Origin of the sequence: Halomonas beimenensis (genome assembly GCF_002549795.1) — a bacterium.
GTDB classification, from domain to species: Bacteria; Pseudomonadota; Gammaproteobacteria; order Pseudomonadales; family Halomonadaceae; genus Halomonas; species Halomonas beimenensis.
Map to the genome: position 1 here is coordinate 1,593,782 of NZ_CP021435.1, position 12,535 is coordinate 1,606,316.

Annotated in this window: 14 protein-coding genes; 12 read left to right on the plus strand and 2 right to left on the minus strand. The window is 69.6% G+C overall.

Annotation, left to right across the window (positions count from 1 at the left end; genetic code table 11):
• The first annotated feature begins 10 nt into the window (after window positions 1-10).
• The 5 genes from BEI_RS07615 to BEI_RS07635 all read left to right on the plus strand — a co-directional run bounded on the left by BEI_RS07615 (window position 11) and on the right by BEI_RS07635 (window position 4,842).
• Window positions 11-1,078 (plus strand): branched-chain amino acid ABC transporter permease, encoded by a 1,068-nt coding sequence (locus BEI_RS07615; RefSeq protein ID WP_097788949.1) that lies wholly within the window; start codon window positions 11-13, stop codon window positions 1,076-1,078.
• Window positions 1,075-1,842 (plus strand): ABC transporter ATP-binding protein, encoded by a 768-nt coding sequence (locus BEI_RS07620; RefSeq protein ID WP_097788950.1) that lies wholly within the window; start codon window positions 1,075-1,077, stop codon window positions 1,840-1,842. The genes BEI_RS07615 and BEI_RS07620 overlap by 4 nt, the downstream gene beginning before the upstream one ends.
• Window positions 1,839-2,570, plus strand: coding sequence for an ABC transporter ATP-binding protein (locus tag BEI_RS07625; RefSeq protein WP_097788951.1), 732 nt, complete (start codon window positions 1,839-1,841; stop codon window positions 2,568-2,570). The genes BEI_RS07620 and BEI_RS07625 overlap by 4 nt, the downstream gene beginning before the upstream one ends.
• Before the next feature lie 21 nt (window positions 2,571-2,591).
• Entirely contained in the window at window positions 2,592-3,824 is a 1,233-nt protein-coding gene (locus BEI_RS07630) for a benzoate/H(+) symporter BenE family transporter (protein WP_097788952.1), read from the plus strand.
• Between the two features lie 154 nt (window positions 3,825-3,978).
• A complete protein-coding gene (locus BEI_RS07635) occupies window positions 3,979-4,842 on the plus strand; it encodes a universal stress protein (RefSeq protein ID WP_097788953.1) in 864 nt (287 codons plus the stop codon).
• Window positions 4,843-4,858: 16 nt separating this feature from the next.
• On the opposite strand, the gene BEI_RS07640 is transcribed toward BEI_RS07635, so the two are convergent.
• A complete protein-coding gene (locus BEI_RS07640; RefSeq protein ID WP_097788954.1) occupies window positions 4,859-5,545 on the minus strand; it encodes a type 1 glutamine amidotransferase domain-containing protein in 687 nt (228 codons plus the stop codon).
• Between the two features lie 134 nt (window positions 5,546-5,679).
• Here BEI_RS07640 and BEI_RS07645 point away from each other — a divergent pair, with 134 nt between their 5' ends.
• The 4 genes from BEI_RS07645 to acuI all read left to right on the plus strand — a co-directional run bounded on the left by BEI_RS07645 (window position 5,680) and on the right by acuI (window position 9,681).
• Window positions 5,680-6,609 (plus strand): LysR family transcriptional regulator, encoded by a 930-nt coding sequence (locus BEI_RS07645; protein ID WP_097788955.1) that lies wholly within the window; start codon window positions 5,680-5,682, stop codon window positions 6,607-6,609.
• Window positions 6,610-6,694: 85 nt separating this feature from the next.
• Complete coding sequence (locus BEI_RS07650) at window positions 6,695-7,822, plus strand: alkene reductase (protein WP_097788956.1); 1,128 nt, start codon at window positions 6,695-6,697, stop codon at window positions 7,820-7,822.
• A 177-nt stretch (window positions 7,823-7,999) separates the two neighbouring features.
• A complete protein-coding gene (gene acuR / locus BEI_RS07655; protein ID WP_227644639.1) occupies window positions 8,000-8,587 on the plus strand; it encodes an acrylate utilization transcriptional regulator AcuR in 588 nt (195 codons plus the stop codon).
• A 107-nt stretch (window positions 8,588-8,694) separates the two neighbouring features.
• Window positions 8,695-9,681: an acrylyl-CoA reductase (NADPH) gene (gene acuI, locus BEI_RS07660; RefSeq protein WP_097788958.1), complete on the plus strand. Its 987-nt coding sequence runs from the start codon at window positions 8,695-8,697 to the stop codon at window positions 9,679-9,681.
• Between the two features lie 52 nt (window positions 9,682-9,733).
• Here the strand turns inward: acuI and BEI_RS07665 are convergent, their stop codons facing one another.
• Window positions 9,734-10,495: a sporulation protein gene (locus BEI_RS07665; RefSeq protein WP_097788959.1), complete on the minus strand. Its 762-nt coding sequence runs from the start codon at window positions 10,493-10,495 to the stop codon at window positions 9,734-9,736.
• Here BEI_RS07665 and BEI_RS19130 point away from each other — a divergent pair.
• From BEI_RS19130 to yddG, 3 genes are all read left to right on the plus strand, one after another.
• The gene (locus tag BEI_RS19130; protein WP_193765175.1) at window positions 10,479-10,655 is read left to right on the plus strand and encodes a hypothetical protein; all 177 of its coding nucleotides are present in this window, start codon (window positions 10,479-10,481) and stop codon (window positions 10,653-10,655) included. The genes BEI_RS07665 and BEI_RS19130 overlap by 17 nt on opposite strands.
• Before the next feature lie 135 nt (window positions 10,656-10,790).
• A complete protein-coding gene (locus BEI_RS07670) occupies window positions 10,791-11,510 on the plus strand; it encodes a helix-turn-helix transcriptional regulator (protein WP_097788960.1) in 720 nt (239 codons plus the stop codon).
• A 44-nt stretch (window positions 11,511-11,554) separates the two neighbouring features.
• Window positions 11,555-12,478: an aromatic amino acid exporter YddG gene (gene yddG, locus BEI_RS07675; RefSeq protein ID WP_097788961.1), complete on the plus strand. Its 924-nt coding sequence runs from the start codon at window positions 11,555-11,557 to the stop codon at window positions 12,476-12,478.
• Window positions 12,479-12,535 lie beyond the last annotated feature (57 nt).

Sequence of the window (12,535 nt, forward strand, 5' to 3'; positions counted from 1 at the left end):
GGAGGCAGTCATGTTGCACAGTTATCCCAAGCGCGTTCATTTCCTCCTGCTGGCCCTGACGGCGATCGTCGCGACCTTTCCCCTGTGGGGCAAGGCGGTGTTCGGTGGCCAGGCCGACTTCATCCTGGAGAAGCTCACCCTGATGCTGATCCTGGCGCTGTTCGCCATGAGCCTGGACCTGCTGGTGGGCATCGTCGGGCTGGTGAGCCTGGGCCATGCGCTGTTCTTCGGCCTCGGCGCCTATACCCTGGCGCTGGCCAGCCCCGAGTTCAGCCCCGCCTCGCTGTGGTGGATGCTGCCGCTGGTCATGGCGGTGGCCGCCGCGGCGGCGCTGGGGGTGGGGCTGCTGGTGATCCGCACCAAGGGCATCTTCTTCATCATGACCACCCTGGCCTTCGGCCAGATGCTCTACTACCTGGTCAGCACCTCGCCGTTCACCGGCGGCACCGACGGGGTCTTCATCATGTTCCGCCCGAGCCTGGCGGTGGGCGAGACCTCGCTGCTCAACCTCGACGACCCCTACGTCTTCTTCTACTTCTGCCTGGGCGTGCTGGCGACCGGCTACCTGTTCCTGCGCTGGCTGACCCGCTCGTACTTCGGGCAGGTGCTCGACGGCATCCACGACAACGAGCACCGCATGCAGGCGCTGGGCTATGCCACCCACGGCTACAAGCTGATCGCCTTCGTCATCAGTGGCGTCCTGGCGGCCATCGCCGGGATGCTGGCCGCGATGCAGTACGGCTTCGCCAACCCGGCGCAGCTCGGCTGGCACACCTCCGGCGAGGTGCTGATGATGCTGATCCTGGGCGGCATGGGGACCGTCTTCGGCCCCATCCTGGGGGCCTTCGCCTACGAGATCCTGCTGTTCCTCTACGAACACCTCACCACCCATTGGCCGATCCTCATGGGCCTGACCATCATCGTCGCCGTGCTGGTGCTGCCGCGCGGCATCGCCGGTCTGATCGTCGCGCCGCCCGGCAAGGCGGAGCCGTCGAAGGCCCCGTGGCTGCGGCGGCTGGTCGGCAAGGGAGCGGCGGCGAGTCCGCCCGAGGTGACCAAACGGAGGGTGCAATCATGAAGCACGAAGCGATCCTGGCGACCCGGGGCCTGACCCGTCGCTTCGGCGGCCTGGTCGCGGTCAACGACGTCGACTTCGACGTCAAGCCCGGCGAGATCCACGCCATCCTGGGGCCCAACGGCGCCGGCAAGAGCACCCTGATCAACCTGCTCTCCGGCGAGATCCCGCCCTCGGCCGGCGAGGTGTGCTATCGCGGCAAGCCCATCCAGGGCAAGAGCGTCCGCCAGACCGCCCGCCTGGGCATCGGCCGTAGCCATCAGAAGACCAACATCTTCCCGAGGCTCAATTGCCTGCAGAATTGCGAACTGGCGGCGCGCATCCACATGGGGGGCGTCTTCGCCAGCTGGCGATCCCGGCACCGCGCCCGGGAGGTCAGCCGCCGGGCGCTGGAGGTGCTCGAGACCTGCCGGCTGACGCATCGGGCCCATACGCCGGCCGCGGACATGAGCTACGGCGAGCAGCGTCAGCTGCAGATCGCCATGGTCCTGGCCACGGCGCCCACGCTGATGCTGCTGGACGAGCCCATGGCGGGCATGGGGCGTGAGGAGACCGACCAGGTCGCCGACCTGCTGGCGAGCCTCACCGACCGCTACACCCTGGTGCTGATCGAGCACGACATGGACAGCGTCTTCCGCCTGGCCGATCGCATCACCGTGATGGTGGACGGCTGCGTGCTGGAGAGCGGCCCCACCGAGCAGATCCGTCGCAGTGAAAAGGTGCGTGATGTCTACCTGGGACGCCACGACGAGGAGGTCACGGCATGAACGCAGCAGCACAGATCACTCCCCTCATCGAGGCCAAGGGCCTGCATACCTTCTACGGCGAGAGTCATGTCCTGCACGGCGTCGACCTGACCCTGATGCCCGGCGAGACGCTGAGCCTGCTGGGGCGCAACGGCATGGGCAAGACCACCACCCTGAAGTCGATCCTGGGCTTCGTCCCGCCGCGGGAGGGTGAGGTCCGCATCAAGGGGGTGTCCACCGCGAGGCGTCGCCCCTGGCAGCTGATCCGGCAGGGCATCGGCTACGTGCCGGAAGGGCGGGGCATCTTCCCCGGCATCAGCGTGCGGGAGCACCTGATGATGGCGGCCCGCCCCAACGCCCGGGGCGAGACGCCCTGGACCGTGGAACGGGTGCTGGACACCTTCCCGCGGCTCGGCCAGCGCATCAATCACGACGGTTCCTTCCTGTCGGGGGGCGAGCAGCAGATGCTCTCCATCGGCCGGGCGCTGACCACCAACCCGGACCTGATCATCCTCGACGAGGCCACCGAAGGACTGGCGCCGCTGATCCGCGACGAGATCTGGAAGATCCTCCGCGAGATCCAGGCCTCCGGCATCGCCAGCATCATCGTCGACAAGAACATCGACAACCTGCTGGAAGTGGCCGACAGGCACCTCCTGCTGGTCAAGGGCGAGGTGGTCTACAGCGGCGACGCCCAGGGCCTCAAGGACGATCCCTCCATCCTCGACACCCACCTCGGCGTCGCCTGAGGCGTAACAGGGAGACCGATCATGCGACTGTTCCAGGACGGGTCGATCCCCGCCGTCACCGCCGGCTTCGTGGCGGTGCTGGTGTCCTATTCCGGACCGTTGGCCATCTTCTTCCAGGCCGCCCAGAGCGCCGACATTTCGCCGACCATGATGACCTCCTGGGTCTGGGCCATCTCCATCGGGGCCGCCGTCTCGGGCATCGGGCTCAGCCTGTGGCTGAAGGTACCGGTGGTCACGGCCTGGTCGGCGCCGGGTACGGCGCTACTGGTCACGCTGTTCCCCGAGCTGTCGCTCAACGAGGCGGTGGGCGCCTACCTCGTGGCGGCGGCGGCGATCCTCGTGATCGGGGTGACCGGCTCCTTCGACCGCATCATCCAGTTGATCCCGCCCGGTATCGCCAGTGCCATGATGGCGGGCATCCTCTTCCAGTTCGGCGTCGGCGTCTTCGAGTCCCTGGCCGCGGTGCCGGCGCTGGTCATCGGCATGCTGCTGGCCTATCTGGCGTTCAAGCGCCTGACGCCCCGCTACAGCCTGGTGCTGCTGCTGGTGGTCGGTGTCATCCTGGCGGTGGTGTTCGAGGATGCCAGCCTCCGGGGCGTGACGCTCTCCCTGGCCGACCCGCAATTCATCCGCCCCGAGTGGAGCTGGAACGCTACCCTGAGCCTGGCCATCCCCCTGGTGCTGGTCAGCCTGACCGGACAGTTCCTGCCGGGCATGGCGATCATGCGCAGCGCGGGCTATGACACCGCGGCCAGGCCCATCGTCACCGTCACCAGCCTGACGTCCTGCGTGACGGCCTTCTTCGGTGGCATCACCACCGTGATCGCCGCCATCACCGCGGCGATCTGTACCGGCAAGGAGGCCCACGAGGATCCGGGGAAACGCTACGTGGCCGGGGTGGCCAATGGCGTCTTCTACCTGGTCGGCGGGACCTTCGCCGGCACCATCGTGCTGCTGTTCACCTCGTTGCCCGGCGAGTTCGTCGCCGTGCTGGCCGGCCTGGCGCTGATCGGCGCCATCGCCAGCAACGTCAGCGCCTTCGCCGCCCGGACGGATCACCTGGAGGCTTCGGTGATCACCTTCCTCGCGACCGCCTCCGGGGTGAGCTTCCTGGGCCTGGGCTCCGCCTTCTGGGGCGTGGTGATCGGCGCGATCGCCTACAACGCCCTGCATCGCCGCTTCGCCGTCGAGGGGAGGTCGGAGCGAGTATCCGATCGCGCTCTACAACAATCAACAACCAAAGGGAAGCGCTGAATAAATCGGCGAGCGGAGTAAAGCGCAAGGCGCACGGAGCGCAGAAAACGAGGCATAACATTTAGTTAGGTGAGTTTTCTAGCACCGCGCAACGCAGCGATTTGCCCGCGCAGACATTTATTCAGTGTTTCCATAACAGGCCGGAGGTATCGTGATGATTACACTTCATGTGGCCGTCGACGAATCGACGCACTCCCTGCGGGGCGTCGCTCTCGGCGAACTGCTCAACCGCCAGCTCGACGCCCGGCTGGTGCTGACGTCCGTGGCGGAGCAGATGGACAAGCGGCGCTTGGCCCTGCAGGAGCGGCTTGGACAGGCGGGATTCGAGCGTTACCGGGATGACCTGTCGATAGAGCAGGGCGATGATGCCGCCAGGGTGCTGGCCCGGCTGGCGGCGGCATCCGACGAGTCGCTGCTCTGCATGACCTCCCATGGCCGGCGGCCGGCCGCCGAGCTGTTCCTGGGCAGCGTGGCCGCGGCCACCGTGCGCCAGGCCAATGCCGGCCTGGTCCTCGGCGGCCCCCGCTTCGAGCCGAACGCGCAGGCGCGCATCGATACCCTGATGGTCTGCGTGGACGGCTCCCCGCTCGCCGAGTCGGTGCTGCCCCAGGCCGTGGCGCTCGCCAGGGCCCTGGGGGCGAGCCTCCAGCTGCTGAACGTGGTATCCGTCGAGCCCTCGTCCGCCTCGTCGGCGCTTCCCCCGGGCCTACGCGAGGTCGATAGCAGGGAGCCCGGTGGCCATGCCGATGTCATGGAGTCGGCGTACCTCCATGGCCTGGCGCGGCGCATCCGGGAGGTGCATCGGTTCGAGGCCGACTGGGAGGTGTTGCACGGCTACGAGCCCGCCGAGGCCCTCGTCGGCTATCTCGCCGATCAGCCCAATGCCATGGCGGTGATGACGACCCATGGCCGCAGCGGGCTGTCGCAACTGGCCGCCGGCAGCGTCAGCCACGAGGTGCTGCACGAGGCGGCCTGCCCGGTGGCGGTGATGCGTCCATCGGCCACGATCGGGGGCTGAGGGACCTGCCGGGCGCTCACGTCTCCAGCAGCGCGATGAGGCGCTCGGCGACGGGGGCGGAGGAGGGCGGGTTCTGCCCGGTGATCAGCCGCCCGTCCTGGCGGACGTAGGGCGTGAAGTCCTCGGCCTTGGAATATCGGCCGCCGCGCTCGATCAGGGCCTCTTCCACCAGCTTCGGGACGATGTCGGTCAGGCCCACGGCGGCTTCCTCGCCGTTGGTGAAGCCGGTGACGTCGCGGCCCTCGACGAGGGGGCCGCCGTCCTGGTCCCGGGCATGGATCAGCACGATGGGGGCGTGACACACCGCCGACACCGGCTTGCCCTGGGCCCAGAACGCCTCGATCAGGCGGATCGAGTCGGGGTCGTCCACCAGGTCCCACAGCGGCCCGTGGCCGCCGGGATAGAAGACGGCATCGAAGTCCTCGGCCCGCATGTCGGCGAGCCGATGGGTGGCGTCGAGCCGGGCCTGGGCCTCGGGATCCTGCCGAAACCGCCGGGTCGCCTCGGTCTGGCTGTCCTCGGCGTCGCTCTTCGGGTCCAGCGGCGGCCGGCCGCCCTGGGGCGAGGCCAGGGTGAGCTCGGCGCCGGCGTCCTGGAACACGTAATACGGAGCGGCCAGCTCCTCCAGCCAGAAGCCGGTCTTCTCGCCGGTCTCGCCGAGACGGTCGTGAGAGGTCAGGACGATCAGGATTCGCTTGCTCATGCGGGATCTCCTCCGGGTGAAACGGGCGCGTTGGGCATGGCCTCGATCGGTCACGCCCTCGCGGAAGTGACTCCAGCCTAGGCGAGACCGTATTATTCGAGAATTGGTGATTTTGGATATCAGGTATTCGGATTGTGAATCTCGCCGGCAAGGACCTCAACCTGCTGCTGCTCTTCCATGTGCTCTACCAGGAGCGCAGCGTATCCGGGGCGGCGGGACGCCTGGCCCTCAGCCAGCCGGCGCTGAGCCACCGGCTGGCCCGGTTGCGGGACGCCTTCGGTGATCCCCTCTTCGTGCGTGCGCCGCGGGGCCTGACGCCGACCCCGCGGGCCCACGAGCTGGCGCCCCATGCCCAGCGCCTGGTGGCCGGTCTCGAGGGCTTCTTCGAGCGCTGCGAGGGCGGCGACTTCCTGGCCCGAGAGGAACGGGTGCATCTCTTCACCACGGACTACATGGAGCAGTTGCTGTTGCCCCGGCTGCTGCCGGTCGTCCGCCGGGAGGCCCCCAACCTCCAGCTGGTGACCCACAACACCCGGGGACGGCTGCCTCGCGGCGAGCTGGAGACCGGCGAGTGCGACATCACCGTGGCCGGCTTCTACGAAGACCTGCCGGCGACCTACCATCAGCAGCACCTGCGCCAGGAAGGCTTCGTGGTACTGTCGGCCCGGGATCATCCGCGCCTCGGCGAGGGCCTCGATCTCGAGGCCTACCTGGCCTGCGACCACCTGGTGACCACCCTGACCGGCGACCTCGACGGCCTGGTCGATCGACGGCTCCGCGAGCGGCGGCTCGCGCGGCGTGTCGTGGCCGGCCTGTCCAGCTTCAACGTGCCGCCGCGGCTCGTCGCCCACAGCGACCTGCTGCTGACCTGCCTGGCGAGCGTCGCCGAGGAGGCGGTGCGGCGGGACCCCGGCCTGGTGATCCATCCTTGCCCGCTGGCGCTCGGCGAAGTGGCAATGATCCAGACCTGGCACCAGCGCACCCACGAGGACCGGCTGCGGGCCTGGCTCAGGGAGCGGATCCGGTGGTTGCTGGCCGACGCTCCCGCCTCGACCACAGAATGACATCTCCCGGCGCCGGACCCGGCCGTCGCCGGGTGTCGGCTCCGTCGGCAAGCCTCTCCTCACTCGTACCCAACGGAGACCCCTCATGTCCGTCGATACCCTGTTGACCCCGCTTCGTCTCGGCGAGCTCACCCTGCCCAATCGCATCCTGATGGCACCGCTCACCCGCGCCCGGACGCCGGACGGCATCCCGGGCACGCTGCAGGAAATCTACTATGGCCAGCGAGCCGGCGCCGGGCTGATCATCAGCGAGGCCACCAACATCTCGCCCACGGCCCGGGGCTACGTCTATACCCCGGGCATCTGGAACGATGCCCAGGAAGCCGGTTGGAAGGGCGTCGTCCAGGCGGTTCATGCCAAGGGCGGCCGCATCGCGCTTCAGCTCTGGCACGTGGGGCGGGTGTCCCACGAGTGGCTGCAGCCGGACGGTCAGGCGCCGGTGGCGCCCAGCGCCCTCAAGGCCGAAGGCGCGAAGTGCTTCGTCGAGTTCCCGGACGGGAGCGCCGGTCGGCACCCCACCAGCATGCCGCGTGCCCTGGGAACCGAGGAACTGCCCGGCATCGTCGAGGATTATCGGCAGGCGGCCGAACGAGCCGACCGGGCCGGTTTCGACATGGTGGAGATCCATGCCGCCAACGGGTATCTGCTCAACCAGTTTCTCGCCACGGGAAGCAACCGACGTACCGACCGCTACGGTGGCTCCATCGAGAACCGTGCCCGTTTCCCGCTGGAGGTCGTCGATGCCGTCGCCGAGGCCATCGGGCCGGCCCGGGTCGGCGTGCGTCTTACGCCTTTCATCGAGATCTTCGGTCTCAGCGACGACGAGCCCGAGGCCATGGCCTGCTACATGGCCGAGCAGCTATCGCGCCGGGGTATCGCCTACCTGCATTTGAACGAGCCTGACTGGGCCGGCGGCGAGATTCACTTCTCTGACGCCTTCCGACGTAGCATGCGTGAGCGCTTCGCCGGAACGCTGGTCTTCTGCGGGCACTACGACGCCGATCGGGCCGAGAGGCTCATCGAGGGGGGCATCGCCGATGCCGTGGCGATGGGGCGGCCCTATATCGCCAATCCCGACCTGGTGGAGCGGATCCGGATCGGGGCCGTCTGGAACGCGCCCGACCCCGAGACCTTCTACGGCGGTGGGGCCGAGGGCTACACGGACTATCCCTTCCTCGACAACGGCCATGATCGTCTGGCCTCCTTGACGTGACGTCAGGCCACGCGCCTGACCGCCACAGGGTACGGGTGCCGTCTCCCTGAGGGGGGCGGGCGCAGCCTGGGGACGGGAGCCTTCGACGATGTGGTGATTGGAATTTGTAGACGGACGGTCTATATTGAGGTCATGACGCAAGCGACTTCCAGACCACGCCGCGGACGGCCGCCCAAGGTGCCCCGCGACGACCCCGATACCCGGGCGGCCCTGATCCGCAGCGGCGTCGAGGTGCTGACCGAGCAGGGCTTCACCGCGTCCGGCATCGACGGCATCCTGAGGCGGGTCGGGGTGCCCAAGGGCTCCTTCTACTACTACTTCGACAGCAAGGAGGCCTTCGGGCATGCGGTGATGGCGCATTACGCCGCCTATTTCGCGGCCAAGCTGGATCGCCACCTGCTCGATGCCTCGCGACCGCCCCTGCAGCGCCTCGAGGCCTTCGTCGACGATGCCCGGGCCGGCATGGCGCGACACGACTTCCGGCGCGGTTGCCTGGTCGGCAACCTGGGGCAGGAGGTCGGCGGCCTGCCGGAGAGCTATCGACGGCGGCTGCGGGAGACCCTGGCCGACTGGCAGCGACGGGTGGCCGTCTGCCTGCGGGAGGCGCAGTCAGGCGGCGAGCTGGCCGAGGCCGCGGACTGCGAGAGGCTCGCCGAGGCCTTCTGGATCGGCTGGGAGGGGGCGGTGATGCGCGCCCGGCTGGAAGGGGACGCGCGGCCCCTGGACACTTTCCTAGCGACCTACCTGGAGGGACTGCCCCGCTGAGCCCGAGCGGCAAGGCGACGTCGCTCGTCGACCGTTCGGGCTTGGCCGGAATTCCATGCCATTTCATAGACGACCGGTCTATAAACGACCCACAAGAGAGGTGCACGATGTTCAAGGCCATTCTGATCGACAAGCAGGACGACGAGCAGCGCGTGGAACTGGCGAGCCTGGACGAGGCGCGACTCCCCGAGGGGGACGTCACGGTCCGGGTCGAGTGCAGCACGCTCAACTACAAGGACGCCCTGGCCATCACCGGCAAGGGCCCGGTGGTGCGGCGGTTCCCCATGGTCCCGGGGATCGACCTCGCGGGGACGGTCGAGGACTCGACCCATGAGGCCTACCGGCCGGGTGACGCCGTGCTGCTGAACGGCTGGGGTGTCGGGGAGACCCACTGGGGCGGCCTGGCCGAGAAGGCCCGGCTGGACGGTCGCTGGCTGATTCCCCACCCGTCCGCCTTCAGTCCCCGGCAGTCCATGGCCATCGGCACGGCCGGCTACACCGCCATGCTGTGCGTCATGGCGCTGGAGCGCCAGGGTGTCACCCCGGAGCGGGGCGAGGTGCTGGTGACCGGCGCCAACGGGGGGGTGGGCAGCTACGCCATCGCCCTGCTGGCGCGGCTGGGCTATACGGTGGTGGCCTCCACCGGTCGCCTGGAGGAAGCGGACTACCTCAAGGGACTGGGGGCCTCGGAGGTGATCGATCGCAAGGGGCTCTCCGAGCCGGGCCGCCCCCTGGCCAAGGAGCGCTGGGCGGGCGCCGTCGACTCGGTGGGCAGCCATACCCTGGCCAATGTCCTGGCGTCGACCCGCTATGGTGGCACCGTGGCGGCCTGCGGCCTGGCTCAGGGCATGGACCTGCCCGCTACCGTCGCCCCCTTCATCCTGCGGGGCGTGACCCTGGCGGGGGTCGACAGCGTCATGCGGCCCCGGGAGGACCGCCTCGAGGCCTGGCGTCGGCTGGGGGAACTGCTTGAGCCCGGGCAGTTGGACGCCATCACGCGCACGATCCCCCTGGAGGAGGCCATCGACGAGGCCGATGCACTGCTCGCCGGGCGTGTCCGCGGCCGCCTGGTGGTGGACCTGTCGAGCCGATGACCGCCGGCGGCGGGGCCGTCAGGCCTCGCCGCGGCCAACCCGTGTGGTCGGCTCAGTTCAGCACCGACTCCAGCTGCCGGCGCAGCTCCTCGGCCGTCTCGTGTCCGCCGAGCGGGAGGCGGTAGAAACGCTCGTCGGTGCCGGCCATCTCGGAGAGCAGCGAGCCCAGGCCCGTGGCGCGCGTGTCGCGTTGCACCAGGAGGTCGAGGCCGGCGCCGCGGGAGGAAGGCAGGAAGGCGATCTCCGCCTCGTCCAGGTGGCCGAAGCGGCTGCCGGGGGCGGGCTTGAACTCGAATTCCTGCAGGCAGCCGGTGGCGGGGTTCCTGCGGGAGAGCTCCAGCGGGGCACCGGTCATCACGAACCCCAGCCGCTCCATGGCCTCGAAGGCGGCGCGGTGCACCGGCCCCGGCAGGATGCGCAGCGGGTCCTTGTCCCGCGGGTCCAGGGCCATGGCGATGTCGGCGCGAGTCGCCACCCAGGTCTTGGGGTGCGACCGACCCACCGAGAGGGGGGAGAGCAGCGGCAGGGTCACCTCGAAGGGCACGCGGCGGGTGTCGCCGGGCCCGATGGACATGGCGCCGCAGACCTCCACCGAGGCCCAGGGGTGGCCGATGCGCACCCTCTTGTCGTCGACCTCCTTGATGGCCTCGCTGGCGAGGTCCAGCACCAGGGCGTCCAGGTCCTGGCTGACCTCGCCGCCCTTGATGAGCACCTCGCCCTTGAGCAGGCCGCCGGCCTCGGCGGCGTCGCTCTCCAGGAGGGTGTCCACGCGGGCGCTGCCGATTCCGACCGCGGCCATGAGCTTGTCGAACATCCGTGCCTTCCTTCTGCTGGTCCATGAAAGCCTCGAGTATAGCGATCGGCACGGTCACGACGACAACCCTGGCCTCCAGGGCGATCGCAATTACCGTTACCGCTCGGGGCTGATCCGTCGACAGGTCCCGGAGCGCCGGACCGACGAGGGGGCGCTGTGAACCCCTCCCTGGGCGCTACCGACGCCATCCATGGCGTAGGACTCCCTCTTCGACCTGTCCCCGGCGCCCCTCGCCAGGCTCAACTCCGATTGCCCTTCTCTGGCATCCAGGGCGCTCAGGCGGCATCCTTTCCTAATGAGTCCCCATTCCGCAGTTCTCCCGGGCAGCGTCGAGCGCTCCTATCCGCTCGACTGCCTCAGCGACACCCACGACTTCCACCAGCTGCTGGTGGGGCTCGGAGGCCGCGTGGACGTCGAGGTGGAGGGCCGCGGCGCCGCCGTGACCCCGGGCGCCGTGTGCCTGATCCCCGCTGGGGCCACCCATCACTACCTGGGGCTCGAGGCCGGCAACCGCTGCCGGGTGCTGGACCTGCCGGCCGGCGACGATCGCCTCGATCCCCTCTTCGAGCGCATCCGCTTCCTGCGCCTGGCCGGCGCCGGGGTGCGCGAGGCCAGCGACGCCATCCTGCTGGCCCACCTGGCCGGCGCGCCGCCGCTGGCGGGGCCGCGGCTCAACATGGCGCGGCTGACCCGGGAGGTGCAGGCCGACCCGGCCGCGCCCTGGCCCCTGGCACGCCTGGCCGGGATCTCGCATCTCTCCGAACGGCAGCTCCGTCGTAGCCTGGTCGCGCTCACCGGGCTCTCGCCCCGGCAGTGGCTGGTGCGTCAGCGCCTCGCCCGGGCGGCCCGCCTCCAGGTCGACGGCCAGCAGCCTATCACCGAGATCGCCCTGGCCTGCGGGTTCGTCGACGGGCCGCAGTTCAGCCGCCATTTCCGCCGGTGGCAGGGCATGACGCCGCGTGACTTTCGCCGCCGTCATCGCCGATGGCCGGTATCGACAAGTCCTCCCCGCTGAGGCCCGGCACACTTCCCGACGCCATCACGTCAGGGAGTCTCGCCATGTCCGTACCATCCCGCCGCCAGTCGCGTCATGCCACCCTCTGGGGCGCCACCACCGTCCTCAACTGGGCGACCCTGGCCCTCTTCACCCAATGGGCCGGCCCGGTGCCGCCCTTCCTGCTGACCGCGTTGTGCTTCGGCCTGGCCGGCGGACTGGCGATGCTGGCCTTCCTCGCCCGTGGCGACGGGCCGGCCCTGGGGGCGGCCTTTCGTCAGCCGCCGGCGGGCTGGGCCCTGGGCATCGGCGGGCTCTTCGGCTATCACCTCTGCTACTTCATCGCCCAGCAGAACGCGCCCCCGGCCAACGCCGGGCTGATCAGCTACCTCTGGCCGCTGCTGATCGTCATCCTGGCCGGGCTGGTGCTGCCCGGCGAGCGGCTCAGGGGCGTCCACCTGCTGGGCGGGGCCTGCGGCTTCCTGGGCGCGGGGCTGCTGGTGGGACCCGAGGGCTTCGACTGGGCCGGGGAATACACCCTCGGCTACCTGGCCGCGCTGACGGCGGCCTTGATCTGGAGCGGCTATTCGGTGGCGTCACGTCTCCTGGCGCGGATCCCGACCACGGCGGTGGCCTGGAACTGCCTGGGCGCCGCGGTCCTGGCGCTGGCCTGCCACCTGGCCTGGGAGCCCATCGGCTGGCCCGACGGCGCCAATCCCTGGGCCATCCTGGCCCTGGGGCTCGGCCCGGTGGGCAGCGCCTTCTTCACCTGGGACCTGGGCATGAAGCGCGGCCGGGTGCGACTGCTCGGCCTGCTGGCCTATGCGACGCCCCTGTGCTCGACCCTGGTGCTGGTCGCGGCCGGCCTGGCGGAGCCCAGCCCGAGCCTGTGGCTTGCGGCCTTGCTGATCTGCGGTGGCGCCCTGGTCGGCAGCGGCAGCCTGCGGCTCCGGCGATCGGCCGACGAGGCGGGGGTGGTGCGTCCATAGCGTCACGACGGCGGGAGGCGTACACTCTCCATGCCTGCCAGCGGACAATGGTCGACG